A 25,498-nucleotide genomic window follows, 5' to 3' on the forward strand; every position below is an offset into this window, starting at 1 on the left:
TTCAATCCAGATCAAACGGCGTCGAATCGGCCGCGATTATGGCGCAGCCTGGCGCACCCGGGTACGCAGAAACCAGCCATAGGCAGCCAAGTTGAAAGCCCAGAATGCCAGCATGGCGCTTTGGTAGGCCTGGACCTGCCCGAAACCGGCCAGGCGGAAGGCATCGATGGCGCCGCCGATGGCCCATTGCATCACGAAAGTGCCGGTGAAGACCGCCAGGTTGAAGGCCGTCAGCACCCTTCCGGCCACTTCAGGTGCAAAGCATTGCGCCAGTTTCGGCTGGAGCATCGAGAAAGGCGTGATGCTCAGACAATACAGCATCCAGTGCGGCCAGCCGGCATGGGCGCCCAGGCCAATCACCACCGGCAGGATCAGCAGGCTGGCCGGTGTGCCCCAGAGCACCAGCGATTCGAGCGTCATGCCTCGCCGCGCCAACTGCGTGCCAATGAGGCCGATGAAGAGAAACGCCAGCATCATGGCCGCGTTGATCCACAGCAGGCCGCTGGCGGAGCCTTCGGCATCCAGGCCCGCGACGTTGGTCATCCAGGGGCCCACCCACAGCGTCAGGATCGCAAACATGCCGCCATAGCTGAAAAATCCCAGCGGCACCACGCTGCGAAAGCGCCGGTCCCGCACGATCTGGCCGACACCCAGGGCCGGCTGACCTGACATGTCGCCCGCCTGCTGCGGCACCTGCGCTGGTGCTTCAGGGGCTGACGCGCGCGGACTGGCCGACCTGGCCGGCCTGGCCGGCACAACCCAGCGCGGCAACTTCAGCAGCAGACCGAGCAGCGCCAACACAGCCAGCACCGCCCATATCCAGAACACCGTGCGCCAGCCTTGCCACTCCACCAGGCGTTGCGTCGGCACCGTGGAGACCAGCATGCCCAGCGAGCCGATCATCAGCATCCAGGCATTGGCCCGCACCTGCACGGCAGGCGCGAACCATTGCCGATAGGCCGTCAGCGGCGCCATCAGGCCGGCCGCCAGTCCCACGCCCAGCAGCACCCGCCCTGCCAGCGCCATCCAGAAAGACTGGGCCAGCGCCAGCAGCACGCTGCCGCCAATGGCCACTACCAGAAAGGTGGCTGCCACACGTGGCGGGCCGAAACGGTCCAGGCAGTGCCCCAAGGGGATTTGCATCAGCGCCAGCCCGACAAAATAGCCACCGGCGAGCAGCCCGAGGCTGGCAGCCGAGAGATCGAAGGCCTCGGTCAACTCCGGTGCCAGGGTCGCGGTCACGGCGCGCGAGAGCGTCGAGAGGAAATAGACAAAGGCAAAAATGGCGAAGACGCGAATGGCGTTCCGGCGGGGCAGTTCCTGGTTCACGGCAATGCGATTCCATCCATGAAGGCCTTGGCCGCAGCAGGCTGGGGCTCGGCACTGTAGATCACCGCATAGTAAATGCGGGGCTGCTGCTGGCGTACTGCGGCAAACCATAGCGCCTCGACATGCAGGGCCTGGTCGGAGACGCGGTCGTGGCCCATGCCCTGCACCCGCAGCGAGCCTGGCACGGTCAGCGCGCCCGTGGGCACATGGGTGCGTCCGGCGGGCAGTGCGCCATCCTCTTCCATCAAGCCCATGGCCTGCAGATTGCTCTGGCGCCAATGCGTCAGGGCGTCATCCACCTGCGACAGGTCAGGCAGGGGCGCGCTGGCCACCGCATACATGGCGCCATCGGCATGGCAGGACTGCATCTGCATCGGTACGGTCAGTACCCCGAGCGTGATCGGCTTGTCGCTCTCCTTGGGCTTGCACGGCACCTGGAAGCGCAGGCCGGTCTCGTCCCATTGGACCTCGCGCCATTCACCCTTCTTCGGGCCACACCCGGCGAGCATCAGCAGCGCTGCCGCCAGCACTGCAACATGACCGGCACGGCCGGTGCCACTCAGACGGGATACGCGACGCTGGCCGTCGCCACCAACCACAGGAAATGAATGCATGAGAAGAATCCTGGCCCACAGGCCTTTGATGGCGCCTTGTTCAAGCGGCCACGGCGGGAGATGGTGCGCCACGAAGCCCTGGCGGGTCCGCCGGGACAGGTCCGTCGCTGCGGGCATCAGCCCGGCGCTGGCCAGTATTGGGAATCGGGCGTGGCGCGGGCACCGAAGATCGCCTGGCCGATGCGCACCACGGACGCGCCTTCCTCGATGGCCCACTCAAAGTCACCGGACATGCCCATCGAGAGTTCCGCGATTTCCGCGCCCTGTGGCGCTGCCTCGCGCAACTGCTCGCGCAGGCCACGCAGCATGGCAAAGCAGGACCGCACACGCGGCTCGTCATCGCTGTGCAGGGCCAGCGTCATCAGGCCGCGCACCCGCAGGGCCGAGAAGGCTGGCAGCTGCCGCATGAAATCCAGCGCCTGCGCGGGCTCCAGGCCGAACTTGCTGGCCTCTCCCGAGGTATTGACCTGCACCAGCACATCCAGCCCCCTCCCGAGCGCCTGCAGGCGCCGGTCCAGTTCCTCGGCCACCCGCAGGTTGTCGAGCGCGTGGAATTCACTGGCGAACTGCGCTACCTGGCGTGCCTTATTGGTCTGCAGATGACCGATGAGGCACCAGCGCAAGTCACTCAGATCGGACATGGCCTGCCACTTGGCATGGGCCTCCTGCACCTTGTTCTCCCCCAATGCGCGGCAACCGGCCGCATAGGCCAGGCGCAGGCGCGCCTCATCGACGGTCTTGCTCACCGGCAGCAGGCGCACCGTTTGCGGGGAGCGGCCGGCGCGCTCGCAGGCCGCATCGATGCGTGCCTGGATGCGCCCGATGTTGTGCTGCAGGTCCTGCAGCGTCAGCGCCGTCTCGAACGGGGTACTCATGCCAAAACACTCTCTTCCAACACTCTCTTCCAATGGGATCCCTCATGGGTCGGTCATGCGCCAGGAGTCAGGGCCGGAGCATGGCCTTGCAACCTTGGCTCAGGGCTCAGGCACTGCCCTCTTCCGGCCAGTCGCGGATGTAGGCCTTGAGCAGCTTGTTCTCGAGGTTCTGGCTGTCGACCACGGTCTTGGCGACATCGTAGAAGCTGATCACGCCCATCAGCATGCGGTTGTCGATGACCGGCATGTAGCGGGTATGGCGGTCGAGCATCATGCGGCGCACTTCGTCGAGCGAGGTCTCCAGCGTGCAACTCATGGGCGAGTCGTCCATGGCCGACTGCACGGTGAACTGGCCGAAATCACCGCCATGGCGCACCACCGCCTGGATCACCTCCCGGAAGGTCAGAATGCCGGCCACCTCGCCGTGCTCGACCACGATCAGCGAGCCGATGTCCTTTTCCGCCATGGTCTGCGCAGCCACGCTCAACAGCTCGTCGGCATGCACGGTGTACAAGGTGTTGCCCTTGACTCTGAGAATATCGCTGACTTTCATGGTCGTGGTCTCCTGCTTGTTGGTACCGGAACGCCCGGCGGCCATGCCGCGCGCGACATGGCCTGCGCCAAATATAGCCCACAATGGGTGCCACCCCCTGTCCAAGAAGAACGATTCAAGGAGATTTTTGCCATGCCCGGATACTCCGACCCCGGCTTCGATACGCTGGCGCTGCACGCTGGCGCCGCACCCGACCCGGCCACCGGCGCGCGCGCGGTGCCGATCCATCTGAGTACCTCGTTCGTGTTCGAGTCTTCCGAGCATGCGGCATCCCTCTTCAATCTCGAGCGCGCTGGTCATGTCTATTCGCGCATCAGCAACCCGACCACCGCCGTGTTCGAGCAGCGCATGGCCGCGCTCGAAGGGGGTGCTGGCGGCATCGCTACGGCCAGCGGGCAGGCCGCGCTGCACCTGGCCATTGCCACGCTGATGGGGGCAGGCAGCCACATTGTTGCCAGCGGCGCGATCTACGGCGGCTCGCAGAACCTGCTGCATTACACGCTGCGCCGGTTTGGCATCGAGACCAGCTTCGTGCAACCGGGCGACCTCGACGGCTGGCGCCATGCCATCCGCCCGAACACGCGCCTGCTGTTCGGCGAGACCGTGGGCAATCCCGGGCTGGATGTGCTCGACATTCCCGCCGTCGCCGAGATCGCCCACGCGGCGCGTGTGCCGCTGCTGGTCGACTCCACCTTCACCACCCCGTACCTGCTGCAGCCGCTGGCGCTGGGGGCGGACATGGTGCTGCATTCGGCCACCAAGTTTCTCAGCGGCCACGGCACGGTGATCGGCGGGGTCATCGTCGATGGCGGCGCCTTCGACTGGGAGGGCGCCGGCCATTTCGCCGAGCTGAGCGAGCCTTACGACGGCTTTCACGACATGATCTTCACCGACGAAGCCAGCGTGGGAGCCTTCCTGCTGCGGGCGCGCCGCGAGGGCCTGCGCGACTTCGGCGCCTGCATGAGCCCGCACACCGCCTGGCTAATCCTGCAGGGTATCGAGACCCTGCCGCTGCGCATGCAGCGGCACATTGCCAACACCGAGAAGGTGGTGGCATTCCTGGCCGGACAGCCACTGGTCGAGCGGGTCGGTCATCCGCTGCTGGAATCCCACCCCAGCCATCGTCTGGCCCGGCGCCTGCTGCCGCGCGGCGTGGCCTCGGTCTTCAGCTTCGATCTCAAGGGCAGCCGCCAGCAGGGCCAGGCCTTTGTCGAAGCCCTGAAGATCTTCAGCCATCTGGCCAATGTGGGCGATTGCCGCAGCCTGGTGATTCACCCGGCCAGCACCACGCACTTCCGCATGGACGACGCGGCGTTGCGCGCCGCCGGTATCGGCCAGGGCACGATCCGGCTCTCGATCGGGCTGGAAGACCCGGATGACCTGATCGACGACCTCAAGCGTGCCTTCAAAGCCGCAGAAAAGGCCGCAGGAAAGGCGGGTGCCTGATGCGCATCGAACTGCCCCATTCCTCGCTGTTCGCCTACACCGCCGGCAAGCCACTGCGGCCCGAGCAGCCCACCATGGTCTTCATCCATGGCGTGCTCAATGACCACAGTGTCTGGATTCTGCAAAGCCGCTACTTCGCGCATCACGGCTGGAACGTGCTGGCCATCGACCTGCCCGGCCATGGCAAGAGCAGCGGCACGGCCCCTGCCACGGTGGAGGACGCCGCGCAAGGCGTGATCGAACTGCTTGACGCGGCCGGCTGCCCGCGTGCGGCGCTGGTGGGCCACAGCATGGGCTCGCTCATTGCGCTGGAAACGGCGGCGCGCCTGGGCGCGCGCACCAGCCACTTGGCCTTGCTCGGCGGCGCCGCGCCCATGCGGGTCTCGCCCACGCTGCTGGACTGGTCTCTCAACGATCCGGAAAAGGCCTTGCACATGGTCAACGTGTTCTCCCGCAGCACCCTCTCCGCGCCGCCTTCGGCGCTGGGGCCCGGCACCTGGACCTATGGCATGGGCATGGCACTGGGCCGCCGCATCCTGCGCAGCAACCCGCATGAGAACATTTTCCACAAGGGCTTTGTCGCCTGCGACCGCTATGCCGGAGCCACGCAGGCCATCGCGCGGGTCCGTGCGCCAACGCTGATCCTCTCGGGTCGCCAGGACCAGATGACACCCGCGCGCGCCGTGCAGCCCCTGCTCGAGGCGGCCCGCATGGCCGGCGTGCCGGTCCACTTCGAGGACATTGCCTGCGGCCACAACATGATGACCGAGGCGCCGGAGCAGACCCTGGCCACATTGCGCGAGTTTCTGGCTACCCCATCGACATAGCCGGCAGCGTGGCGATCAGGCCTGGCCGATGCGCTGGAACCAACCGCCCGGCAGGCGCGCCACCATCTCCAGCATTTCCAGCTCCAGGAGTTGGGCCTGCAGCACGCGCGCATCCTCGCCGGTACGCGCGCACAGCGTATCAAGACTGACCGGATCGAAGCCCATTGCCTGCAGCAGCGGCGATTCCCCCGGTCGTGCGGATGGGGAGGCCTGCGCCGCCGGAGGGTTTGCGGCCGATGGCGCCTCCGAAGGCACCACCGGCGTATTGGCCATCGGGAGCCGGCGCAGCGGCAACTCCTCGAGCACATCCGACACCGTCTCGACCAGTTTGGCGCCTTGCTTGATCAGCGCATGACAGCCTCTGGACTGCGGTGCATGGATGGAGCCGGGAATCGCCATGACCTCGCGCCCCTGCTCGGCTGCGAGCCGTGCCGAAATCAGCGAGCCCGATTTTTCGGCCGCCTCGACCACCAGCGTGCCCTGGCTGATGCCGGTGATGATGCGGTTGCGCCGTGGAAAGTTTGCCGCCAGCGGTGCCGTGCCCAATGGCTGTTCGCTCAGGATCAAGCCCTGCCTGGCAATCTGCACCGCCAGTTCGGCATGCGCCGCAGGGTAGATGCGGTCGACCCCGGTCCCCAGCACGGCCACCGTCGCCGGGTGGGTGGCACCTGCGCAGCCGGCTGGGCTTGCCGTCTGCAGGGCGCCTCGGTGCGCGGCGGCATCGATGCCGCGTGCCAGCCCCGAGACGATGCAGATACGCATGGCCTGCAGTTGCGCGGCCATGTCCTGCGCGTTGCGCAGGCCTTGCGGCGTGGGGCTGCGGCTGCCGACGATGGCCAGCATGGCCCGGCTGCACTGGTGCCATGGCAGCAGTGCGGGCGCTGCGGGCGGCCGCTCATGCGAGGGCTCTGGCCCATGCAGCCAAGCCTCGGCTCCCAGCGCGTACAGCACCGGCGGTGGATCGTCGGTCTCGCGCAGCGCGGGTGGGTAGCGCACATCGTGCAGGCTCAGCACCGCATGCACGATGGCATCGTTCCGGCCAGCCGTCGCGGGTGGGGCATTCAGCCAGGCAAAAACCTGGTCCAGATAGCGGCCCAGGCTGGCAGGTTGTGCCAACAGCGCCTGGGCCTTGCGATGCGAGCCCAGCAGTTCGGCGAGCGCTGCTTCGCTCTGCCCGAACACGCACTGCGGCGTCTGCAGCACGGCGAGCAAACGGGCGGCACTCAGGGCGCCAATACCCGGCGCCTGCGCCAAACGCAGCCAGGGCGCGATCTCCGAATCAAAAGAATCCCGTCTCATGCGGCGATTGTCGGCGGCAGCGGCTGCATCGGCAAGCCGGCTTCATTCCCGCCGAACCGGCATCACAGCTGCATCACTGGGGCGCAACGAGTCGGTCGCCCACGGTGACCGGATCGCTGCTGTCCATGATCAGGCCGTAGGCGACCCGATCGAACACGCGGAACACCAGCAGCAGGCCATTGGGCTCGTCGGGCAGGCGCACGCGGGCGTTGCGGCCGCCTTCCGGATCGCGCACCAGCCGGCCGGCGCGCATGATCTGGAAGACATGGCCAGGCTCAACGGCAGCATCGCTGCCAAGATTGATCGCCACCACCTGGTTGGAAGAGGCGTTGGCGACGGCCTGATCGGCGTAGAGCGAGACCACGCGGCCTTCCAACCCTTCGGGCGGCACGCGCGGCACGAAATGCGCGTAATCGGTGGCCTCGTTCTGGCGTTCGAGCTGATCACCGATCTGCACTTCGGTGACGGCCTTGAGGATGTCCAGCGTGGCCGGGCGGTACTCCTCGACAGGCTTGCCGCGCTTGTCCAGTGCCTCAACGAAGAATTCGTCACGCACGATGCGGGCCTGACCGACATATTCCCCCTCGTAGCCGAGGATCTCGCCGGTCTGCGGGTCCTTCAGCGGCTTGGGCTTGCGGAAGATCGACAGGTCGCGCGCCGCGCCATCGTGGGTGGCCAGCGGCACGGCATCGGTGCCACGGGCATAGAGACGGTCCCCATTGCCCATGATCAGCCGCTCCTCGGCCGATGCAATGATGACCGGCAGTTGCGAGAGCGCATCCAGATCCTTAACCACCGGTCTCACCAGGAACGGCTCGATCAGGTCGCGGCGGATCGTCGGCAGAGCCACCTGTTCGAGCGTTTCCTCCCGCACCGAGGGCGAGAGCTTGATGGTCTCGTCATCGCCGAAGCGGCTCAGGCCCAGGCGGGCGTAGCCATCGCGGATGTCCAGATACAACACCTGGCCGGGATAGATGAGATGGGGGTTGCGGATGCTCTGCAGGTTCATGCCCCACAGCTGGGGCCAGTGCCAGGGCTTTTGCAGATAGAGGCTGGAGATGCCCCACAGCGTATCGCCGCGCTTGACCGTGTAGGTATCGGGCGCACCGGCGCGCAGCTCGCCCACCGGAACGCCCCGCTCGGCCGTCTGCTGGGCCACCGCGCGCTGCTGCGCGGTGATGGGATAGTTCTGCGCCTGCAGCAGCGCGGGCGCCGGCAGCAATACGGCCATGGCCACGAGGGCGGCACCGCGACGCATTGCGTGCTTCTTCACATGGGCGGTGGTCATGATGGTCTTGTCGGTCTTGTTGTTCAGATCAGTCATATGCAAATGGGATCCCCTCATGGCTGCCCGCGCCCTGCTGCTGTGCCGCATCGTGCCAGCGGCATTCGGCCCGGGCAAACATCTCAAAATGTGACAAATTGCTTGGATTCTGATTCCAAGCCCCTTGCAAATCAATGCTTTTCTGCCACATGGTCATGATCCATCACAAAAGTGGCGAAAATAACGACAGTTTACAAAGTTCCGTTATGGCAATTCTGAACATTCTTCAATATCCGGATCCGCGCCTGCACAAGATAGCAAAACCCGTCGACGAGGTGGACGAGCGCGTCCGCCAACTGGCTGCCGACATGCTCGAGACCATGTACGAGGCCAGCGGCGTCGGGCTGGCGGCCACGCAGATCGACGTGCACGAACGCCTGCTGGTGATGGACACTTCCGAGACGCGCGACCAACCCCTAGTGCTGATCAATCCGCAGCTGGTCTGGACCAGCGAGGAAACGCAGATCAACGAGGAAGGCTGCCTGTCGGTGCCCGGCATCTATGACGGTGTCGAGCGGCACACCGCCGTGCACGTCAAGGCGCAGGATGAACACGGCCAATGGCGCACCATCGAGGCAGATGGCCTGCAGGCCATCTGCGTGCAGCACGAGATGGATCACCTGGTGGGCAAGGTGTTCGTCGAATACCTCTCGCCGCTCAAGCGCAACCGCATCAAGGGCAAGATGCTCAAGCGCCAGCGCGACTGAAAACGCCTTGATGCCCGCCAGGACCGCCGCGCAGGCATTGTGCGGGTAGCCGGCCCGTTGGAGATCCCCGACAACAGGACTTTTACGGCACAATCCCCGCCATGAAGAACGCATTCACGCCCCGTCGTGGCGCACTCCTTGGCGCGTCGCTGCTGTCTTTGGTCCTGCTGACCGGTTGCGCCGGCACGGCCGCACCGTCAGTCAGCGGCGCCGGCTCCTTCTCGCAGGCCAGCCTTGGCAGCACCCGCGAGCAGGTGCTGGCCGAACGTGGCGAGCCACTGGCCGTCTACCAGGTGGGAGACGACTGGCACTGGTTCTACAACCGCGGCCAGCTGCATTTCGACCGCCAACTGCTGGTCTTCAATGCAGAGGGTGTGCTGACGCGAATCACTCCGGCTTGGCAGCGCGCCGCCTTTGAACGCATCGACCCGCAAAGCTGGAAGTCGCTGGAGTTGCTGCAGCAGTTCGGCCCTCCCCTCGCACAGAGACGTCCACAGACCTCGATTCTCGGCAACCGCGACGAGGATGCCCCCAACAGCCAGCCGGTCGATGAGGCTGCCCGCACCTGGCTTTATGGTTTTTACGAGTACGGGCGCTACTACCGGGTCGGCATTGCCGTCTCGGGCACGGGTGCCGTCGCCGCGCCGAGCATCGAGCGCGACGACCAGAACATCACGCAGTAAGTCATTCCCAGCAAGCCTTCGCCTCCGCAAGGCCCCTGCACAGACCACCAGGGGCCTGCCCCTTTCTTCCAGACATGCGCACAGCTTTTGCCGGCACGCCGGAATTCGCCAATGTGGCCTTGCAGGCCATGATCACGGCGGGCTTCACCCCCGCTGCCATCCTCACCCAGCCGGATCGGCCGGCCGGCCGCGGCATGCAGCTGCAGGCCTCGCCCGTCAAGCAAACTGCCCTCGCCCACGGCGTTCCGGTCCTGCAACCGGCCGGTCTGCGGCTCAATGGCCGCCATGCCGAGGCAGCGCGCGACACACAGGCAGGACTTGCCGCGCTGGAGCTGGATGTGCTGGTGGTTGCCGCCTATGGCCTGATCCTGCCCGAGTGGGTCCTGCAGTTGCCGCGCCTGGGCTGCCTCAACATCCACGCCAGCCTGTTGCCGCGCTGGCGCGGTGCGGCGCCCATCCATCGCGCCATCGAGGCAGGCGACACCCAGACCGGCATCACCATCATGCAGATGGACGCCGGACTGGATACCGGCGACATGCTGCTGACCACCAATCTCGCCATTGGTGCTGATGAAACCACCGGCGAACTGCATGATCGCCTGGCGGCACTGGGCGGCCAAAGCATCGTGCAGGTTCTGCAGCAGATGCAGGCGAGCGGGGCGGCGCTGCCGGCCACGCCGCAGCCGCAGGAAGGCGTCAATTACGCCCACAAGATCAGCAAGACCGAGAGCTGGCTCGACTGGGCGCTGCCCGCCAGGCTGCTGGCACAGCGAGTGCGGGCCTTCAACCCGTTTCCGGCGGCGCAGGCACGGCTGAACGATGACGCCATCAAGATCTGGCGGGCCCATGCCGAGGCCACGAGCCTGCCAGCCGGAGCCCTGCCCGGGACGGTGCTTGCAGCCGGTGCGGACGGCATCACCGTGGCCTGTGGCGAAGGTGTGCTGTGCCTGACCGAGCTCCAACGCGCCGGTGGCAAGCGCCTGCCCGTGGCACAGTTCCTCAACGGCTTCGTGATCCATGCCGGCGATCGGTTCAACGCCGCGCCTGCGCAGTGACGCCAGCATGTCCGGCCTCTCGCATTCGCTGCAGCGCTGGCGGCACCTGAGCCGCGACCCGCATTTTCGCCAGGGTGCGCGTGACCAGCTGCAGGTAGCGCTGGGCATCGGCGCCTGGGGCCTGGTCACCGGAGTGGCCATGGTCAAGGCCGGCCTGTCGATCCCGATGGCCGCGCTCATGAGCCTGCTGGTCTACGCCGGCAGCTCCCAGCTGGCCGTGCTGCCACTGCTGGCCAGCCATGCGCCGCTGTGGGTGATCTGGCTGACGGGCTTTTGCGTGAACCTGCGCTTCGTGATCTTCAGCAGCATGTGGCGCGAGCATTTTGGCCATCTGCCACTGGCCCGACGGCTGCGCATGATGTACTTCAGCACCGACATGATCTTCGTGCTGTTCTTCCAGCGCTTCACCACGCGGCGCTATGCGCCCGAGCAGGAACCGTACTTCTGGGGCAGCGCCGTGGTGACCTGGCTGGGCTGGCAACTGCCGTCCTTCGCCGGCATCTTCCTCGCGCAGTTCATCCCGCTTTCATGGGGCCTGGGTTTTGCCGGCATCCTGGCGCTGCTGGGCGTGACGCTCTCGCTGCTGATCGACCGCGCCACGCTGGCAGCAGGCCTGGCCGCTGGCGCCGTGGCGATTGCCGCCTATGCCATGCCGCTCAAACTCAACATCCTGGTCGCCATTGCTGCAGCCATTGTGCTGGGGCTGAGCTTCGAGGCCGCCGAACGCCGCCTGCGCCAGGCCCAGGCACGTCCGCGACAGGCCGCCACGACCGCCGCAGAACCACCGGAACCAATACAGGAACAAGCGCCGATACACGCTCAGGCACGGGAGAGCCACCATGAACTATGACCCGCTCTGGCTGCTGGCCGTGATCGCCGGGCTGACCGGCGTGACGCTGCTGACACGTGCCTTCTTCATGCTGCCGGAGCGTGAAATCCCGCTGCCGGGCTGGCTGCGCCGGGGCCTGCGGTACGCCCCCCTGGCCGCGCTGGCGGCCGTCATCGTGCCCGAGATGCTGATGACCAATGGCCAGTTGACCGGCACCTGGCAGGATGCAAGGCTGCTGGCCGTACCCTTTGCTTCGGCATACTACCTTTGGCGGCGCGGCATCCTGGGCACCATCGTGGTAGGCATGCTGGTCTACCTGCCTCTGCACATCGGGCTGGGCTGGTGAGCCAACGCTTTGGCATCGCCCACGCCCGCCTCTTCTACAATGCCGGCCACCGATGCCGTCGGCCAGACTTCGCAGCCGACTGCCCGCCTCATGCACACAACATCCAAGGAGCTGACATGCACTTCATCCGTTTTACCGATCTTTGTGAACAGGGCAAGGTCAAGGACCAGAAGGTGTTCATCCGCGCCGACCTGAACGTGCCGATGAACGCGCAGGGCGAGATCACCGAGGACACGCGCATCCGCGCCTCGCTGCCCTGCATCCGCGCAGCCCTCGATGCCGGCGCCGCCGTGATGGTGACCAGCCACCTGGGACGGCCACAGGAAGGCCAGTTGCAACCCGGCGATTCGCTGGCCCCCGTGGCGCTGCGCCTGGGCGAACTGCTGGAGCTGCCGGTGCCGCTGGCGCGCGACTGGGTCGATGGTGTGGCGGTCGAGCCGGGCCAGGTGGTGCTGCTGGAAAACTGCCGCGGCAATGTCGGCGAGAAGAAGAATGACCCCGCGCTGGCCAGGAAGATGGCGGCGCTGTGCGACATCTTCGTGCACGACGCCTTTGGCACCGCCCACCGTGCCGAGGCCTCCACCTACGGCATTGCCGAATATGCCCCCATCGCCGCGGCCGGCCCGTTGCTGGCCGCCGAGATCGATGCCATCAGCAAGGCCCTGGCCAACCCGCGCCGTCCGCTGGTGGCCATCGTGGCCGGCTCCAAGGTCTCGACCAAGCTGACCATCCTGCGCAGCCTGGCCGACAAGGTCGATGCGCTGATCGTCGGCGGCGGCATTGCCAACACCTTCATGCTGGCGGCCGGCCTGCCGATCGGCAAAAGCCTGGCCGAGCCGGACCTGCTGGACGAGGCCCGCGCCATCATCGAACTGATGAAGGCGCGCGGCGCCCAGGTGCCGATCCCGGTGGATGTGGTGGTGGCCAAGCGCTTCGCCGCCGATGCCGAGGCCAGCATCCGCCTGGCCGCCGACGTGGCCGATGACGACCTGATCCTCGACATTGGTCCACAGACCGCGGTGACCCTGGCCGAGCAACTGCAGGCGGCCGGCACCATCGTCTGGAACGGCCCGGTGGGCGTCTTCGAGATGGCCCCGTTCGAGAACGGCACCCGCACCATTGCCGAGGCCATCGCGCAATCGCCGGCCTTCAGCATTGCCGGCGGCGGCGATACGCTGGCGGCGATTGCCAAGTACGGCATCGAGGACAAGGTCGGCTACATCTCGACCGGTGGCGGCGCCTTCCTGGAAGTGCTTGAAGGCAAGCAGTTGCCGGCTTTCGAGATCCTGGAGCGCCGCGCCGACCAGGCTTGACCCGGCAGCGGCCTCACCGTCACGAAGTCATGCAAAAGGGACGGCCAAGCCGTCCCTTTTGCATGACTGCCGCAGCCTTGGACTCCGCTCGCACCACCCGCCTCTGACCTCTATTTATCCGCTTTGTCGCGCAGTTCGCGCCGCAGTATCTTGCCCACCGGCGTCTTGGGCAATTCGCTGCGGAACTCGATGTGACGCGGACGCTTGTAGGCGGTCAGGTGCTCGGCCGCATAGGCGCGCACGTCCTCCTCGCTGAGCGCTTCGTCCTTCCTGACGATCACCAGCTTGATCGCCTCGCCGCTCCTGTCGTCGGGCACGCCGACCGCCGCGCACTCGAGCACGCCGGGCATGGCCGCGACGACGTCCTCCAACTCATTGGGGAAAACGTTGAAGCCGCTGACGAGAATCATGTCCTTCTTGCGGTCGACGATGCGGAAGTAGCCGCGCTCGTCCATCACGCCGATATCGCCCGAGCGGAAGTAGCTATCGGCCGTCATGGCCCTGGCGGTCTCGTCCGGGCGCTGCCAGTAGCCGGCCATGACCTGCGGGCCTTTGATCAGGATCTCACCGGTCTCACCCACCGGCACTTCGTGGCCCTCGTCGTCGGCGCACTTCATCCAGGTGCTCGGCAACGGCAGGCCCACGGTGCCGGTGAACGCCTTGTTGGTGACCGGGTTGCAACTGGCCGAGGGGCTGGTCTCGGAGAGGCCGTAGCCCTCGCAGATCGGGCAACCGGTCTTGGCCAGCCAGCGCTCGGCCACGGCACTTTGCACGGCCATGCCGCCGCCGATCGAGACTTTCAGGTTGTGCCAGTTGACCTTGTCGAAATCCGGGTGGTTGAGCAGGCCATTGAACAGCGTGTTGACTGCGGGAAACGAGTGGAAGGTGTGCTTGGCAAGCTCCCCAAGCACGCCCTGCAGGTCGCGCGGATTGGGCAGCAGGATGTTCTTGGAGCCATTGCGCATGCCCAGCATCATGTTCACCGTGAAGGCAAAGATGTGGTAGAGCGGCAGCGCGCACACGCTGGTGGGCTGCTGCCCGGGCGGAATCTCCTTCATGGCCGGCTCGTTCCAGGCTTCCGACTGCAGCACATTGGCAATGACGTTGCCATGGGTGAGGATGGCCCCCTTGCTGACCCCGGTGGTACCGCCGGTGTACTGCAGCACGGCCACGTCCTCGCGCTCGAGCGCCGGCGTCGTCAGCGTCCTGCCCTCGCCTTTCTCGAGTGCCTCGTTGAAGCGCACGGCCCCGGGCAGTTCATAGTCGGGCACCAGCTTCTTGACGCTGCGCACCACGTAGTTGACCACCGAGCCCTTGATGAGACCCAGCCGGTCGCCCATCGAGGCCAGCACGATGTGCCGGATCGGCGTGTTCGCCAGGCACTTCTGCAGCGTCTGCGCGAAGTTCTCGATGATGACAATGGCCGTCGCACCCGAATCCTTGAGCTGGTGCTCGAGCTCGCGGGCCGTGTAGAGCGGATTGACGTTCACCAGAATCAGGCCGGCACGCAGAATGCCCGCGACGACGACCGGATACTGCACCACATTGGGCATCATCACCGCGACCCGCTCGTTTTTCTGGAGGCCGAGACTTTGCAGGTAGGCGCCGAAGGCACGGCTCATCACCTCCACCTCGGCAAACGTAAAATCCTTGCCCATGTAGCTGTAGGCGCTCTTGGTGGCATGCTTTCGGAAGGCTTCCTCCATCAGATGCACCAGCGATGGGTACTGGCTGGTGTCAATGTCCGCCGGAACCCCCTCTGGATAGGCACTCAGCCAGGGACGATGATTCGTCATGACGCTTGTCTCCTTTGTCATTTTGCCAATATTGTTGTTTACTGAATCGGGTCAGAATCCATTGTCGGCAGACAATGGCGTTTGTCCATCGTGAAGACCCGCATAAAAGCCTGCCGGCTGCGCCACCGGCGCGGCCAGCGCTGCCATTGGCCGCTTCTCCGTCACCATCACTGCCATGTCCCACCCCTCCTCCTCCGCACGCCCGACGGCGGCTTTCATGCTCTCGCGGCCGGCCCATTGCATCGCGCTCGGCTTTGGCTCCGGCCTCAGCCGCTTCGCACCCGGCACGGTCGGAACGCTCTGGGCCTGGGCCGTGTTCGCGCTGCTGTTGCGCCGGCTGCCCGATGTCGCCATGGCCGCCGTACTGGTGCTGGCGCTGCTGCTGGGCTGGTGGGCCTGCACCCGCACCGCACAGGCCATGCACACCAGCGACCCCGGCGCCATCGTCTGGGACGAAGTGGTGGCCTTCTGGCTGGTGCTGTGGCTGATTGCCCCGGCCGGCTTTGCCGCGCAAGCGGTGGCCTTTTCGCTGTTTCGCTTCTTCGATGCCGTCAAGCCGCAACCAGTGAAATGGGCCGACCAATGCTTCAAGGGCAGCGGCTGGCGAGGCGGCTGGGGCATCATCTGGGATGATCTGGTAGCTGCCTTCTGCACGCTGCTGGTGATCGCCCTGTGGCATCACTTCATCGCTTGAACGCCTGTCCGGAAACCATCTGCCATGAACGATACCGATACCACCTTCCAGCCTGCCCCGGGGGAGGTCGTGCTGCCCATCGTCCAAGAACTGGCCAACTGGCTGCTGGCGCACCGTCAGATGGTGGCCACGGCCGAGAGCTGCACCGGCGGCCTGGTGGCCGCTGCCTGCACTGCGCTGGCCGGCTCGAGCGCCTGGTTCGAGCGCGGCTTCGTCACCTACACCAACAGCGCCAAGCATGAGCTGCTGGGCGTGCCGGCCGAGCTGATCACCACGCATGGCGCCGTCAGCGAGCCGGTGGCGCGCGCCATGGCCAATGGCGCCATCCGCCACTCCAGAGCCCAACTCGCCATGGCCATCACTGGCATTGCCGGCCCGAGCGGCGGCAGTGTGGACAAGCCCGTCGGCACGGTCTGGTTTGGCTGGCGTGTTGCCGATCAGACTCATGCCGAAGTGCGGCATTTCCAGGGTGATCGCGGCGCGGTACGGCAGGCCGCCATGCAGCATGCGCTGCAGCGCATGCTGGCGCTGGCACGACTGTCGGGAGACTGAAAGCCAACCCGGCGCGGGTCCGGTTCCTCCCTCCGCACACTGTTTCGGTCTGCCTTTCTGGCATCGGTGGCATGCACCATAACGATGCAAATTGACACAATTCATTTTGTTGCATCGCAACAAAACACTTGCATCCGATCACCGCCAATCGCATAATCAGAACCATGCTGCAGTGCACAACAAATGCTTGCCCGGCGGCATAACCAGAGCAAGACATTGCACACCACCACACAGCACTTGGAGATCAAAATGGCACTGACACCCGAACAAATCCTGGCAGCCCACAAGGCGAACATCGAGCAGCTCTTCGGTCTGACCAACAAGGCCTTCGCAAGCGTCGAGAAGCTCATCGACCTGAACATCAAGGTCTCGCGTGAAGCACTGCAAGATGCCGCCAAGCACAGCCAGGCCGTGCTCTCCATCAAGGACGCGCAGGAACTCGCCGCACTACAATCGAGCATCCTGCAGCCGCTGGCCGAAAAGGCCGCTGACTACAGCCGCCAGCTCTATGAAATCGCCACCGAAAGCGCGGGCGAACTGAGCAAGGTGGTCGAGGAACGCACCACCGAGGCCCAGAAGGCCGTGACCAACCTGGTTGAAAGCGCCGCCAAGAACGCCCCGGCCGGCACCGAAGCCTCCGTTGCCGTGGTACGCAGCGCCATCTCCGCCGCCAACAACGCATTCGAATCGGTGCAAAAGACCGTCAAGCAAGCGTCCGACGTGGCCCAAGCCAACTTCAACGCTGTCACCGAGAGCGCCGCCAACGCCACCAAGACCACGACGCGCCGCCGCACCTGAGAAGGTCCTGCGTCAGGGCTTGGTGAATCACCCCGCCCATGCGCTAGAGTTTCGGAATTTCGCAGGCGCGACCGCCGCACCTGCAGCACAGTTGTCTCCTTGGATCCTTTCGAAATCCGTTTCATGGATCCCTTCAAGCCCGGCTCATGCCGGGCTTTTTTTGGTGCGTCCATTCCGGCACGATTCCATCATCTGGACCAGTGCCGTCTCGCATGGCCTCAAGTTGTCGAATCGCCCGCCGGGCTGCGCCATCTCGCCCCCAAACAGCCCTTCTATATGCCCCAACAAACCGTTTGATGGAGCATGCAGGCCTCGGCGACAATGCCGCCGAAGATACATTTGCTAACCTGATCGTAAAATTTTAGGCGGCCTGAAACACCGAAGACAACCCTTCACCATTGAGCTCAAAGGCTTTGCTGTTCAGGTGGCACATGCGGTTTGGGCATACACCGACGCAACGGGGCTTTCTGATCCGTTTGCTCGACTAGCTTCCTATGAGGGTCCATGGAATGGAGACGGGCGCCGGGAGCCGATAGAGGGTGAGTTTTCACTATCTGCCCGTTGCTCTCCGCTTGGAGAAGGTCTTTTTTCAATTCGCATTTGTGGTTTGCAGGGCGCCCCGGAGAAGTGGCAAGTATCCGCAGCACTTGCTACCGAACTCGGTCAGCTACCAAAAGTCCCTGTCGGAGCCCATCGATTCTTCGGTGACCTAACAACTCATTCAAGCCGACGCCGCTTGGCGGCGCGGTTTAACGCGGTTGAATTCAGGCGTCAAGCATTCACAGGAAATTCAATGCCCTTCAATGGGCGTGTCGCAAAAACCGCTCTGGTGAATACGGCTGCGGATCGATGCAGGGCGTCTCGCCATCGATCAGCTGCGCCAGCAGCTGAGCCGTTGCCGGGCCCAGCGTGAAGCCCTGGTGGGCATGGCCGAAGTGGAACCACAATCCCGGGTGGCGCGGTGCGGCGCCGATCACGGGCTTCATGTCCACGGTGCAGGGGCGTGCGCCCATCCAGGGCTGCGGCTCCACCGGCTCGCCCAGCTCGACGATCTGCCGCGCCACCTGCTCGGCCTTGGCCACCTGCACCGGCGTGGCCTTGTCGCCCAGCCGGGCGAACTCGGCGCCAGTGGTCAGGCGCAGGCCGCGCTCCATGGGCACCAGCATGTAGCCGTTGTCGGCATCGAGCAGCGGGTGCCGCAGCGGCTCGCACGCATAATGCAGGTGGTAGCCGCGCTTGATGAAAAGCGGCAGGCGGTAGCCCAGACTGCGCGTCATGCCGGCGGCCCAGGGACCGAGCGCAATCACGGCCTGGCCGGCCTCCAGCCAGCCATCATCGGTCTGCACGGCCCAGCCGGCGCCGCGTGTGCGCAGACTGGCGGCATCGCCCAGCACGAAGCGTCCCCCCAACGACGCAAAATAGCGTGCATAGTGCGCCACCAAGGCACCCGGGTCGCGCACGCTCCAGGGCTCGGTCCAGTGCATGCCGCCCTGCAGGCCGTGCAGCCCGGGCTCCAGCGCGGCCAGCGCCGCCTGGTCGAGGGCCTGGTAGGGCACGCCGAATTCCTGCTGCAGCCACTGCGCATGCTCGATGGCCTCGTCGATCTGCCGCTCGCCCCGAAAAGCCTTGATCCACCCGTCCTTGCGCACCAGCGCCTCGGCGCCCGAGAGCGCGATCAGCTCCGCGTGGGCAGGGATGGCCTGCCGGATCAGCCGGCTGAATTCATCGACGATGCGGGCATAACGCCTGGGCGTGGAGTTGAGCCAGTAGCGCTCGAGCATGCGGGTCAGGCCCGGCATGGCGCCCAGGTGATAGTTGACGTCGATGCCCTGCTTGCGGATGACCCTCAGCAGCGGGGCAAGGCCCTGCGGAAAGCCATAGGGCTCGACGGCCTCGCTCTGGATCAGTCCCGCATTGCCGTAGGAGGTTTCGCGTCCCGGCGAGCGCCGGTCCACCAGCACCACGTCATGGCCGCGCCGCGCCAGCTGCACGGCGGTGCTGGTGCCGACCATGCCGGCCCCCAGGACGATGACACTTTTTCCCATGTTGCTGCTCCGTACGGCGCGGCCCACTGCCCGGTGTGACCGTGCGGCCTGCGTGTTTTCCCTGAGTTGACGATGCACTTTCGCGCGCTGGCCGGTCCCTATAATCCAGAATCGCCGCGCGGGACCGCTGGCACACGTGTGGCTTGCACATGTTGCCAATCGGCACCGCACTGCGCGGCAACCATCGGGCAGCCGGGTGAATATTACCCCTCTTCGCCGCTGCCTCCGGCCATGTGGCTACCCGCCAGCGGCCATTCCCGCACCCCGAGTGCCTGCCACCGCAGGCCGTGCCCGAACGTTTTGCGCGGTTCGACCGCCCGACTGTGCCTGTCATGACCCCCGACCGGCGCGCCAGGCTGTGAAGGACCGCATGCTGAAATGCCGCCACCGTCCGCGTCCTCCGCCGGTGGCATCGGCCATGGCCTGGAGTTGTCATTGCATTCGTCCGTCCCAGAATCCCCAAATCCGCATTCATTCAGCGCCGAAGAGGTCCCCGTCCAGGCTGGCGTGCAAGAACCGCGCCCGCGCGTGCCGCTGGCCATCGAGGACTGGCTGTCGGTGCTCATTCTCGCGGCACTGAGCCTGATCACGCTGCTCAATGTGGTGCTGCGCTACTGGACACACTCGTCGATCGCCTGGACCGAGGAAATCTCCATCTTCCTGATGATGGTGCTGGCATTGGTGGCCGGCAGCGCCGCCGCGGCGCGCAATCGCCACATCCAGATCGACTTCCTGGCCGAGCGCTGCGGCCCGCGTGGCAAGCGCTGGCTGGCGCTGGCCTCGGCCCTGTCGGTGGTGCTGATGTTCGTGCTGATGGCCTGGCTGGGGGGCCAGCTGGCCTGGGACGAGTTCCGCTTCGAGGAGACCTCGCCGGGCCTAGGCCTGCCCAAGTGGATTTACACCATCTGGCTGCCTGTGCTCTCGCTGGCGATTGCCGGCCGTGCGCTGGGCGTGTGCTGGCGCGCCTGGCGCCAACGGCCATGAGGGGGCGACTGCCATGACCGAGATCGCACTCGTGCTGTTCGCCGTCTTCAGCGTGCTGATGGTGCTGGGCGTGCCGATTGGCGTGGCGCTGGGCTTCAGCGGCGCGGCGGCCATTGCCATGGCCAACCAGGATGCACCGCTGCTGGGCCTGATGGCCATTCCGCAGAACTTCTACGCCGGCATCGCCAAATACCCGCTGCTGGCGATCCCGATGTTCGTGCTGGTCGGCTCGATCTTCGACCGCTCGGGCGTGGCGGCGCGCCTGGTCAACCTGGCGGTGGCGATCTTCGGGCGCGGGCCGGGCGTGCTGCCGATGGTGGCCATTCTGGTGGCCATGTTCCTCGGCGGCATCTCCGGCTCCGGACCGGCCTGCGCAGCCGCCGTCGGCGGCGTGATGGTGGTGGCGATGCGCAATGCCGGCTACCCGCCGGCCTTCAATGCCACGGTGATCGGCGCGGCAGCAGCCACAGACATCCTGATTCCGCCTTCGGTGGCCTTCATCATCTACAGCGTGCTGGTGCCCGGCGCCTCGGTACCGGCGCTGTTCGCCGCCGGCATCGTGCCGGGCGTGATGGTGGGGCTGGCGCTGATCATTCCCGCCATCTGGCTCTCGCACCGCCACGGCATGGGCCGGAACGAGGCCAGCCTGCCCAGGCCGCCCTTCTGGCGCAGCCTGCGCCAGGCCGTCTGGGGCATTGCCGCGCCGATCCTGATCCTCGGCGGCATGCGCATGGGCTGGTTCACGCCCACCGAGGCGGCGGTGGTGGCGGTCTACTACGGTCTGTTCGTCGGCATGGTGGTCTACCGCACCATCCGGGTGCGTGACCTGTTCGGCATCTTTCGCGAGGCCGCCGAGCTCTCGGCCATCATCCTGCTGGTGGTGGCGCTGGCGAGCATCTTCGCCTACGCGCTCTCGACCATGAGCATCATCGATCCGCTGGCGCGCGCCATCTCCGCCAGCGGCATGAACGAGTACCTGGTGCTGGCGCTGGTGGTTTTGCTGCTGGTGGTGTTCGGCATGTTCCTCGACGGCATCTCGATCTTCCTGATCTTCGTGCCGCTGCTGCTGCCGATCGCCGAGGTGTTCGGCTGGGATCCGGTCTGGTTCGGCGTGCTGCTCACGCTCAACGTAGCGCTCGGCCAGTTCACGCCACCACTGGCCGTCAACCTGATGGTCTCATGCCGGCTGGCCGGCGTGCACATGCAGGCCACCATGCCGTGGGTCGGCTGGTTCCTCGCGGCGCTGTTCGCAGTGATGGCGATGGTGATCGCCTGGCCCCAGCTGGCGCTGTGGATGCCACAGCAGCTCGGCTACTAGCTCGGGCTGCCGATTGGCGCTACCGATCGATTGACCAAAGCCGGCATGTCACGCATGCCGCCCTGCCCACCCGTTCGTTTCAACCACAAGGAGACAAGCATGAAACTTCGCAAACTGCTCATCGGCCTGTGCGCCGCAGCCGGCCTGACGCTGGGCATGCAGCCCATGGCCCTGGCACAGGCCCAGTACAAGGCCGAGTACAAGATGTCGCTGGTACTTGGCACGCAGTTCCCCTGGGGCAAGGGCGGCGAGATCTGGGCCGACCTGGTGCGCGAGCGCACGCAGGGGCGCATCAACATGAAGCTCTATCCCGGCACCTCGCTGGTGGGCGGTGATCAGACGCGTGAATTCACCGCGCTGCGCCAGGGGGTGATCGACTTGGCGGTGGGCTCGACCATCAACTGGTCGCCGCAAGTCAAGGAGCTCAACCTGTTTGCCCTGCCCTTTCTGCTGCCGGACTACCGGGCCATCGATGCGCTGACGCAGGGCACGGTGGGCCAGGAATTGTTCGACCAGCTCTCGCGGCGCGGCGTGGTGCCGCTGGCCTGGGGCGAGAACGGTTTCCGGGAAATCTCCAACGCCAAGCACCCGATCCAGAGCCCCGCCGACCTCAAGGGCTTGAAGTTGCGCGTGGTCGGCTCGCCGCTGTTTCTCGATACGATGAGCGCGCTGGGCGCCAACCCGGTGCAGATGAGCTGGGCCGATGCGCAGCCGGCCATGGCCTCGGGTGCGGTGGACGGACAGGAGAACCCGGTCTCGGTGTTTGCCGCAGCCAAACTCGAGAGCGTCGGCCAGAAGTACCTGACCGCCTGGGGCTACGTGGCCGATCCGCTGATCTTCGTCGTCGCAGAGAACATCTGGAAGACCTGGACGCCCGAGGACCAGGCCATCGTGCGCCAGGCAGCCATCGACGCGGCACAGCAGCAACTGGCCATCGCGCGCAAAGGCATGACGGGCGATGACCTCAGCCAGTGGCAGGAACTCGAGGCCAAGGGCGTGCAGGTATTGCACCTCGATGAAGCCCAGCGCCAGCAGTTCGTCGATGCCACGCGCGAGGTTTATGCCAAGTGGAAGAAGCAGATCGGCGCGGAACTGGTCGAGCAGGCTGAAGCGGCCATCGCTAAACGTTGAACGTTGAACGTTGAACGTTGAACGCACGCCACCTTCACCTTCGTGCGCGAGGGTGACGGCGGCATGGTGCTGGCGCCGCGCGCATCAAGGGCATCAAAGCATGGGCGAGAACAGCCTGGCCGAAGCCTCGGCCAGGCGGCTGCCCAGCGGCAACTGGCGGCCGGCCGGTACCTTGCGCGCCTGGCGCAGGTCGAGCTCGAACTGCGCGGCCAGCGCGTGGGCGAACTCCGTGCTGTAGACGCCCACGCCCACCTCATAGTTGAGGCGGAAGCTGCGGATGTCGAAATTGGCGGTGCCGATGAAGCCGAAATGCGCATCCACCACCATGGTCTTCGAATGCAGCATGCGCGGGCCGTATTCCCAGACCGTCACGCCAGCTTCGATCAACTCGTCGAAGTACGAACGCGCCGCCAGCGTCACCAGCCTCGAATCCGACAAGCGTGGCACCAGCAGGTGCACCTCGACGCCGCGCATGGCCACATTCGTCAGCGCCATCATGGCCGCCTCGGTGGGCACGAAGTAAGGTGTGGTCAGCAGCACCCGCTCGCGGGCCGCGTGAATGGCCTCGACATAGCAGCGGTGGATCGGCTCGGCCGGGTTGTTCGGCCCGGACGTGAACACCTGCACGTCGTAGGGGCCGACCTCGCTCACCGGCAGGTAGTCGCGCAGGTGCGGCACGCTGTCGCCAATGCTGCGGCCGGTCGCATAGGCCCAGTCCTCGAGGAAGACGATCTGCAGCCAGAAGGCCGGGTTGCCCTGCAGGGCGATGTGCATGTCGTGGTAGGCGTCGGGGCGCACGCGCAGGTCTTCCTCGTCGGTGATGTTGACGCCGCCGGTGAAGGCCAGCTCTCCGTCACAGACGACGATCTTGCGGTGGGTGCGGTAGTTGATGACGGGCCGCCAGCGGCGTCCGAAGCGCGTGTCGTGAAAGCGTGCCACCTGCACGCCGGCATCGACGAGCGGCTGCAGAAAACGGCGGTGCAGGTTCTTCGAGCCCAGCGCATCGATGAGCAAGCGCACCTCCACGCCCTCGCGGGCCTTTTGCAGCAGCAGGTCGCGCAGACGCGTGCCGGTCTGGTCCGGCTCGAAGATGTAGTACTCCAGGTGCACGTGGCGGCGCGCGGCGCGGATGCCGTCCATGATGGCATCGAAGGCCTGCGCGCCACTGCTCAGCAGTTCGATGCGCTGCGCAGTGCAGGGATAAATACCGGTGCTGCCCACACCGAGCCTCGCCAGTTGCAGCAAGATCGCCGGGGTGTTGCGGGTGCGCTGCTTGAGGGCCTCCAGGTCATCGCTGACGTAGAACGCCATCTGGCTGTGCAGGCGCCGGCGGTACTGGCGGCGCAGGCGCTGCGGACCGAAAAAATAGAAGATCACGAAGCCGACATAAGGCAGCAGGGCCAGCGTGAGGATCCAGCCGACGGTTGCCTCCGGCGCACGCTTTTGCAGCACCACCCAGACCGTGAGCACGACCAGATACAAAAGCCACGCGGCGGACAGGATGGTGAACACGGGGCTGGACATCCAGTTCATGGCATGCCCTTGGTCATGCTGCGTCCCTGGGGCTGCGGCTGCCAACGTCGCTGACTTCACTGCTGCCAGTCTGCCCGAGCAAATGCGCGGCCAGCCATGATGCCGGCGGCTCGGCCCGCACATCGATGCGCTCGACCGCTTCGCCAGGCACTGCCGAGTCCGCATCAGCCAGCAGCGCGGCAGATGCCCAGGCCTTCCAGTGGCCGGCATCCGGGTATGGCGCGCAGGCTTGCTGCAACCCTGCAGCCGACAGTCCCGGCACATGCGCCTGCAAATGCTGGAGCATGTGCCAACTGCGCGCGCGTAGCCTGGCATCGGTCAGCGGCAGCAGGCCCGTGGCCAGTGGAGCCTGCAGCGTTACCAGGCGTACGAAGCGCTGCGGCGCCAGTTGCCGCAGGCGCAGGGCCAGGCCCCGCGCCTGGTCCTGCGCCACCAGCGTCAGGCGCGGTGCCTGCAACCGCTCGAGCAGCTCGAGCAGGCTGTGCGCGTGCACATCCAGCTGGTGCCAGCCCACCTTCTTGGGTTTGTCGCTGCGGCCCCAGCCGATCAGGTCGGGCGCCAACGCACTGGCACCCTGCCGCGCCAGCTCCTCGAGCAGCCCCTGCCAGTGGGCGCTCCAATGCCAGAGTGGATGCAGCAGCAGATAGGCCTGGCCCAAGCCGGCTGGCCAGGCCTGCGCACCGGGCCATGTCGATTGGAAGTGCATGCGCAGTCCCTGCAGGCTGGGCAGGTCCTGCACATACGCCCCTTGCGACGGGCAATCGGCAAAACAGATCGGCGGCGTGCGCAGCGCATCATCGCGCAAGGGCACGGCAGCGCCGGCCTGTTGCGCGCGCCGCAGCAGGAAGAAATCGGCCAGCAAACGGCTGGCCTCCCCGGCACGCACGCCGCGCACGATCTGCGTCTGGTGGTTGAGTACCGGGTTGGCAAACAGGTCCACCACCGAGCCGGCCGCACCGGTCTTGGGCTCGGCGGCACCGAACACGACTTCACGTAGACGGGCCTGGAAAATGGCACCGCTGCACATTGCGCAAGGTTCGAGCGTGACATAGAGGCTGCAGGCCTGCAGCCGGTGGTTGCCCAGCCGGTGCGCCGCGGCGCGCAGGGCCAGGACCTCGGCATGGGCCGTCGGATCCTGGTTCTGCAGGGTGCGGTTGTGGTCGCTGGCCAGCAATTCATCGTCGCACACCACCACGGCACCCACCGGCACCTCGCCCTCGGCTGCTGCCTGGCGCGCCTGTTGCAGGGCCACGTCCATCCAGCGGGCATGCCGGTCGGCGTACGGCGCAGGTATATGGTCTGTCGGCAAGTCCATGGCGAATGATCGATCGGAATGCGCCGTTCTGCGGTGGGCGCTGGCGCTCACCCGGCTGGCAAACGCGCCGGGCCGGTTTGTCCTGCCGACGCCTCGGGTACTGTCGGGTTCATACAATCGGGGGCCTTTGTG

General features: G+C 66.0%; 27 protein-coding genes. 15 read left to right on the forward strand and 12 right to left on the reverse strand.

All coding sequences use genetic code 11. From position 1 onward, the window contains the following. Positions 1-36: 36 nt before the first annotated feature. The 4 genes from EV687_RS03370 to EV687_RS03385 form a co-directional block, all read right to left on the reverse strand. On the reverse strand, positions 37-1,329 hold the full coding sequence (locus EV687_RS03370) for an MFS transporter (protein ID WP_242612447.1): 1,293 nt from the start codon (positions 1,327-1,329) through the stop codon (positions 37-39). Further along, complete coding sequence (locus tag EV687_RS03375; protein ID WP_130466434.1) at positions 1,326-1,943, reverse strand: hypothetical protein; 618 nt, start codon at positions 1,941-1,943, stop codon at positions 1,326-1,328. The genes EV687_RS03370 and EV687_RS03375 overlap by 4 nt, the downstream gene beginning before the upstream one ends. A gap of 116 nt (positions 1,944-2,059) precedes the next feature. Further along, on the reverse strand, positions 2,060-2,818 hold the full coding sequence (locus tag EV687_RS03380; protein ID WP_122226441.1) for a YggS family pyridoxal phosphate-dependent enzyme: 759 nt from the start codon (positions 2,816-2,818) through the stop codon (positions 2,060-2,062). 106 nt (positions 2,819-2,924) lie between these two features. After that, on the reverse strand, positions 2,925-3,371 hold the full coding sequence (locus EV687_RS03385) for a CBS domain-containing protein (RefSeq protein WP_122227158.1): 447 nt from the start codon (positions 3,369-3,371) through the stop codon (positions 2,925-2,927). A gap of 132 nt (positions 3,372-3,503) precedes the next feature. Here EV687_RS03385 and EV687_RS03390 point away from each other — a divergent pair, with 132 nt between their 5' ends. Then, on the forward strand, positions 3,504-4,817 hold the full coding sequence (locus EV687_RS03390) for an O-acetylhomoserine aminocarboxypropyltransferase (RefSeq protein WP_122226442.1): 1,314 nt from the start codon (positions 3,504-3,506) through the stop codon (positions 4,815-4,817). Further along, positions 4,817-5,644, forward strand: a complete 828-nt coding sequence (locus EV687_RS03395) for an alpha/beta fold hydrolase (protein ID WP_122226443.1) — start codon at positions 4,817-4,819, stop codon at positions 5,642-5,644. Before EV687_RS03390 ends, EV687_RS03395 begins: the two co-directional genes overlap by 1 nt. Before the next feature lie 15 nt (positions 5,645-5,659). Here the strand turns inward: EV687_RS03395 and dprA are convergent, their stop codons facing one another. The 3 genes from dprA to EV687_RS18875 all read right to left on the reverse strand — a co-directional run bounded on the left by dprA (position 5,660) and on the right by EV687_RS18875 (position 8,418). Continuing rightward, positions 5,660-6,943: a DNA-processing protein DprA gene (gene dprA, locus EV687_RS03400; protein ID WP_122226444.1), complete on the reverse strand. Its 1,284-nt coding sequence runs from the start codon at positions 6,941-6,943 to the stop codon at positions 5,660-5,662. 73 nt (positions 6,944-7,016) lie between these two features. Continuing rightward, complete coding sequence (locus EV687_RS03405) at positions 7,017-8,201, reverse strand: LysM peptidoglycan-binding domain-containing protein (protein ID WP_423201069.1); 1,185 nt, start codon at positions 8,199-8,201, stop codon at positions 7,017-7,019. 58 nt (positions 8,202-8,259) lie between these two features. Beyond that, a complete protein-coding gene (locus tag EV687_RS18875; protein WP_162846536.1) occupies positions 8,260-8,418 on the reverse strand; it encodes a hypothetical protein in 159 nt (52 codons plus the stop codon). A gap of 55 nt (positions 8,419-8,473) precedes the next feature. Here EV687_RS18875 and def point away from each other — a divergent pair, with 55 nt between their 5' ends. The 6 genes from def (at position 8,474) to EV687_RS03435 (ending at position 13,200) form a co-directional block, all read left to right on the forward strand. Then, complete coding sequence (def, locus tag EV687_RS03410) at positions 8,474-8,974, forward strand: peptide deformylase (RefSeq protein WP_122226445.1); 501 nt, start codon at positions 8,474-8,476, stop codon at positions 8,972-8,974. 101 nt (positions 8,975-9,075) lie between these two features. Next, positions 9,076-9,657 (forward strand): hypothetical protein, encoded by a 582-nt coding sequence (locus EV687_RS03415; protein ID WP_122226446.1) that lies wholly within the window; start codon positions 9,076-9,078, stop codon positions 9,655-9,657. 74 nt (positions 9,658-9,731) lie between these two features. Next, on the forward strand, positions 9,732-10,712 hold the full coding sequence (gene fmt / locus EV687_RS03420) for a methionyl-tRNA formyltransferase (protein ID WP_122226447.1): 981 nt from the start codon (positions 9,732-9,734) through the stop codon (positions 10,710-10,712). A gap of 7 nt (positions 10,713-10,719) precedes the next feature. After that, positions 10,720-11,562: an AzlC family ABC transporter permease gene (locus EV687_RS03425; protein WP_122227162.1), complete on the forward strand. Its 843-nt coding sequence runs from the start codon at positions 10,720-10,722 to the stop codon at positions 11,560-11,562. Beyond that, entirely contained in the window at positions 11,552-11,887 is a 336-nt protein-coding gene (locus EV687_RS03430; RefSeq protein ID WP_122226448.1) for an AzlD domain-containing protein, read from the forward strand. Before EV687_RS03425 ends, EV687_RS03430 begins: the two co-directional genes overlap by 11 nt. Before the next feature lie 116 nt (positions 11,888-12,003). Further along, a complete protein-coding gene (locus EV687_RS03435) occupies positions 12,004-13,200 on the forward strand; it encodes a phosphoglycerate kinase (protein WP_122226449.1) in 1,197 nt (398 codons plus the stop codon). Between the two features lie 110 nt (positions 13,201-13,310). Here the strand turns inward: EV687_RS03435 and EV687_RS03440 are convergent, their stop codons facing one another. Further along, on the reverse strand, positions 13,311-14,996 hold the full coding sequence (locus EV687_RS03440; protein ID WP_122226450.1) for a long-chain-fatty-acid--CoA ligase: 1,686 nt from the start codon (positions 14,994-14,996) through the stop codon (positions 13,311-13,313). Between the two features lie 51 nt (positions 14,997-15,047). Further along, complete coding sequence (locus tag EV687_RS19265) at positions 15,048-15,173, reverse strand: hypothetical protein (RefSeq protein WP_278044252.1); 126 nt, start codon at positions 15,171-15,173, stop codon at positions 15,048-15,050. On the opposite strand from EV687_RS19265, the gene EV687_RS03445 reads away from it, so the two are divergent. From EV687_RS03445 to EV687_RS19370, 4 genes are all read left to right on the forward strand, one after another. Then, positions 15,172-15,690, forward strand: a complete 519-nt coding sequence (locus EV687_RS03445; RefSeq protein ID WP_122226451.1) for a phosphatidylglycerophosphatase A family protein — start codon at positions 15,172-15,174, stop codon at positions 15,688-15,690. The genes EV687_RS19265 and EV687_RS03445 overlap by 2 nt on opposite strands. Positions 15,691-15,714: 24 nt before the next feature. Continuing rightward, a complete protein-coding gene (locus EV687_RS03450) occupies positions 15,715-16,242 on the forward strand; it encodes a CinA family protein (protein WP_122226452.1) in 528 nt (175 codons plus the stop codon). A gap of 249 nt (positions 16,243-16,491) precedes the next feature. Beyond that, positions 16,492-17,040 carry a phasin family protein gene (locus EV687_RS03455; RefSeq protein ID WP_122227164.1) on the forward strand — a complete coding sequence of 183 codons (549 nt, stop codon included), beginning with the start codon at positions 16,492-16,494 and terminating at the stop codon, positions 17,038-17,040. Between the two features lie 397 nt (positions 17,041-17,437). Beyond that, the gene (locus EV687_RS19370; RefSeq protein WP_479723371.1) at positions 17,438-17,953 is read left to right on the forward strand and encodes a DUF6228 family protein; all 516 of its coding nucleotides are present in this window, start codon (positions 17,438-17,440) and stop codon (positions 17,951-17,953) included. Here the strand turns inward: EV687_RS19370 and EV687_RS03460 are convergent. After that, complete coding sequence (locus tag EV687_RS03460) at positions 17,841-19,085, reverse strand: NAD(P)/FAD-dependent oxidoreductase (RefSeq protein ID WP_122226453.1); 1,245 nt, start codon at positions 19,083-19,085, stop codon at positions 17,841-17,843. The genes EV687_RS19370 and EV687_RS03460 overlap by 113 nt on opposite strands. 507 nt (positions 19,086-19,592) lie before the next feature. On the opposite strand from EV687_RS03460, the gene EV687_RS03465 reads away from it, so the two are divergent. The 3 genes from EV687_RS03465 (at position 19,593) to EV687_RS03475 (ending at position 22,518) form a co-directional block, all read left to right on the forward strand. Beyond that, entirely contained in the window at positions 19,593-20,069 is a 477-nt protein-coding gene (locus EV687_RS03465) for a TRAP transporter small permease (RefSeq protein WP_242612449.1), read from the forward strand. A 13-nt stretch (positions 20,070-20,082) separates the two neighbouring features. Continuing rightward, on the forward strand, positions 20,083-21,387 hold the full coding sequence (locus EV687_RS03470) for a TRAP transporter large permease (protein WP_122226454.1): 1,305 nt from the start codon (positions 20,083-20,085) through the stop codon (positions 21,385-21,387). Positions 21,388-21,486: 99 nt separating this feature from the next. Then, complete coding sequence (locus EV687_RS03475; protein WP_122226455.1) at positions 21,487-22,518, forward strand: DctP family TRAP transporter solute-binding subunit; 1,032 nt, start codon at positions 21,487-21,489, stop codon at positions 22,516-22,518. Between the two features lie 93 nt (positions 22,519-22,611). Here EV687_RS03475 and cls read toward each other — a convergent pair whose 3' ends face one another. Both cls and tadA read right to left on the reverse strand, forming a co-directional pair. Then, on the reverse strand, positions 22,612-24,051 hold the full coding sequence (gene cls / locus EV687_RS03480) for a cardiolipin synthase (protein ID WP_122226456.1): 1,440 nt from the start codon (positions 24,049-24,051) through the stop codon (positions 22,612-22,614). Positions 24,052-24,064: 13 nt separating this feature from the next. Beyond that, on the reverse strand, positions 24,065-25,366 hold the full coding sequence (gene tadA / locus EV687_RS03485) for a tRNA adenosine(34) deaminase TadA (protein ID WP_122226457.1): 1,302 nt from the start codon (positions 25,364-25,366) through the stop codon (positions 24,065-24,067). Positions 25,367-25,498 lie beyond the last annotated feature (132 nt).

The sequence above is a fragment of the Corticibacter populi genome (assembly GCF_004217315.1).
In the GTDB taxonomy this organism is placed as follows: domain Bacteria; phylum Pseudomonadota; class Gammaproteobacteria; order Burkholderiales; family Burkholderiaceae_C; genus Lampropedia; species Lampropedia populi.

Excerpts from the sequence above, each read along its gene's own strand:
- EV687_RS18875 (WP_162846536.1), bottom strand. The coding sequence starts at position 8,418 with ATGTGGCAGAAAAGCATTGATTTGCAAGGGGCTTGGAATCAGAATCCA.
- EV687_RS03460 (WP_122226453.1), bottom strand. The coding sequence starts at position 19,085 with ATGGGAAAAAGTGTCATCGTCCTGGGGGCCGGCATGGTCGGCACCAGC.
- EV687_RS03425 (WP_122227162.1), top strand. The coding sequence starts at position 10,720 with ATGTCCGGCCTCTCGCATTCGCTGCAGCGCTGGCGGCACCTGAGCCGC.
- EV687_RS03435 (WP_122226449.1), top strand. The coding sequence starts at position 12,004 with ATGCACTTCATCCGTTTTACCGATCTTTGTGAACAGGGCAAGGTCAAG.
- tadA (WP_122226457.1), bottom strand. The coding sequence starts at position 25,366 with ATGGACTTGCCGACAGACCATATACCTGCGCCGTACGCCGACCGGCAT.
- dprA (WP_122226444.1), bottom strand. The coding sequence starts at position 6,943 with ATGAGACGGGATTCTTTTGATTCGGAGATCGCGCCCTGGCTGCGTTTG.
- EV687_RS03440 (WP_122226450.1), bottom strand. The coding sequence starts at position 14,996 with ATGACGAATCATCGTCCCTGGCTGAGTGCCTATCCAGAGGGGGTTCCG.
- EV687_RS03475 (WP_122226455.1), top strand. The coding sequence starts at position 21,487 with ATGAAACTTCGCAAACTGCTCATCGGCCTGTGCGCCGCAGCCGGCCTG.
- EV687_RS03450 (WP_122226452.1), top strand. The coding sequence starts at position 15,715 with ATGAACGATACCGATACCACCTTCCAGCCTGCCCCGGGGGAGGTCGTG.
- EV687_RS19265 (WP_278044252.1), bottom strand. The coding sequence starts at position 15,173 with ATGGCAGTGATGGTGACGGAGAAGCGGCCAATGGCAGCGCTGGCCGCG.
- EV687_RS03470 (WP_122226454.1), top strand. The coding sequence starts at position 20,083 with ATGACCGAGATCGCACTCGTGCTGTTCGCCGTCTTCAGCGTGCTGATG.
- fmt (WP_122226447.1), top strand. The coding sequence starts at position 9,732 with ATGCGCACAGCTTTTGCCGGCACGCCGGAATTCGCCAATGTGGCCTTG.
- EV687_RS03430 (WP_122226448.1), top strand. The coding sequence starts at position 11,552 with ATGAACTATGACCCGCTCTGGCTGCTGGCCGTGATCGCCGGGCTGACC.
- EV687_RS03405 (WP_423201069.1), bottom strand. The coding sequence starts at position 8,201 with ATGCGTCGCGGTGCCGCCCTCGTGGCCATGGCCGTATTGCTGCCGGCG.
- EV687_RS03415 (WP_122226446.1), top strand. The coding sequence starts at position 9,076 with ATGAAGAACGCATTCACGCCCCGTCGTGGCGCACTCCTTGGCGCGTCG.
- EV687_RS03380 (WP_122226441.1), bottom strand. The coding sequence starts at position 2,818 with ATGAGTACCCCGTTCGAGACGGCGCTGACGCTGCAGGACCTGCAGCAC.
- EV687_RS03445 (WP_122226451.1), top strand. The coding sequence starts at position 15,172 with ATGTCCCACCCCTCCTCCTCCGCACGCCCGACGGCGGCTTTCATGCTC.
- EV687_RS03375 (WP_130466434.1), bottom strand. The coding sequence starts at position 1,943 with ATGCATTCATTTCCTGTGGTTGGTGGCGACGGCCAGCGTCGCGTATCC.
- def (WP_122226445.1), top strand. The coding sequence starts at position 8,474 with ATGGCAATTCTGAACATTCTTCAATATCCGGATCCGCGCCTGCACAAG.
- EV687_RS03390 (WP_122226442.1), top strand. The coding sequence starts at position 3,504 with ATGCCCGGATACTCCGACCCCGGCTTCGATACGCTGGCGCTGCACGCT.
- EV687_RS03455 (WP_122227164.1), top strand. The coding sequence starts at position 16,492 with ATGGCACTGACACCCGAACAAATCCTGGCAGCCCACAAGGCGAACATC.
- EV687_RS03385 (WP_122227158.1), bottom strand. The coding sequence starts at position 3,371 with ATGAAAGTCAGCGATATTCTCAGAGTCAAGGGCAACACCTTGTACACC.
- cls (WP_122226456.1), bottom strand. The coding sequence starts at position 24,051 with ATGAACTGGATGTCCAGCCCCGTGTTCACCATCCTGTCCGCCGCGTGG.
- EV687_RS03395 (WP_122226443.1), top strand. The coding sequence starts at position 4,817 with ATGCGCATCGAACTGCCCCATTCCTCGCTGTTCGCCTACACCGCCGGC.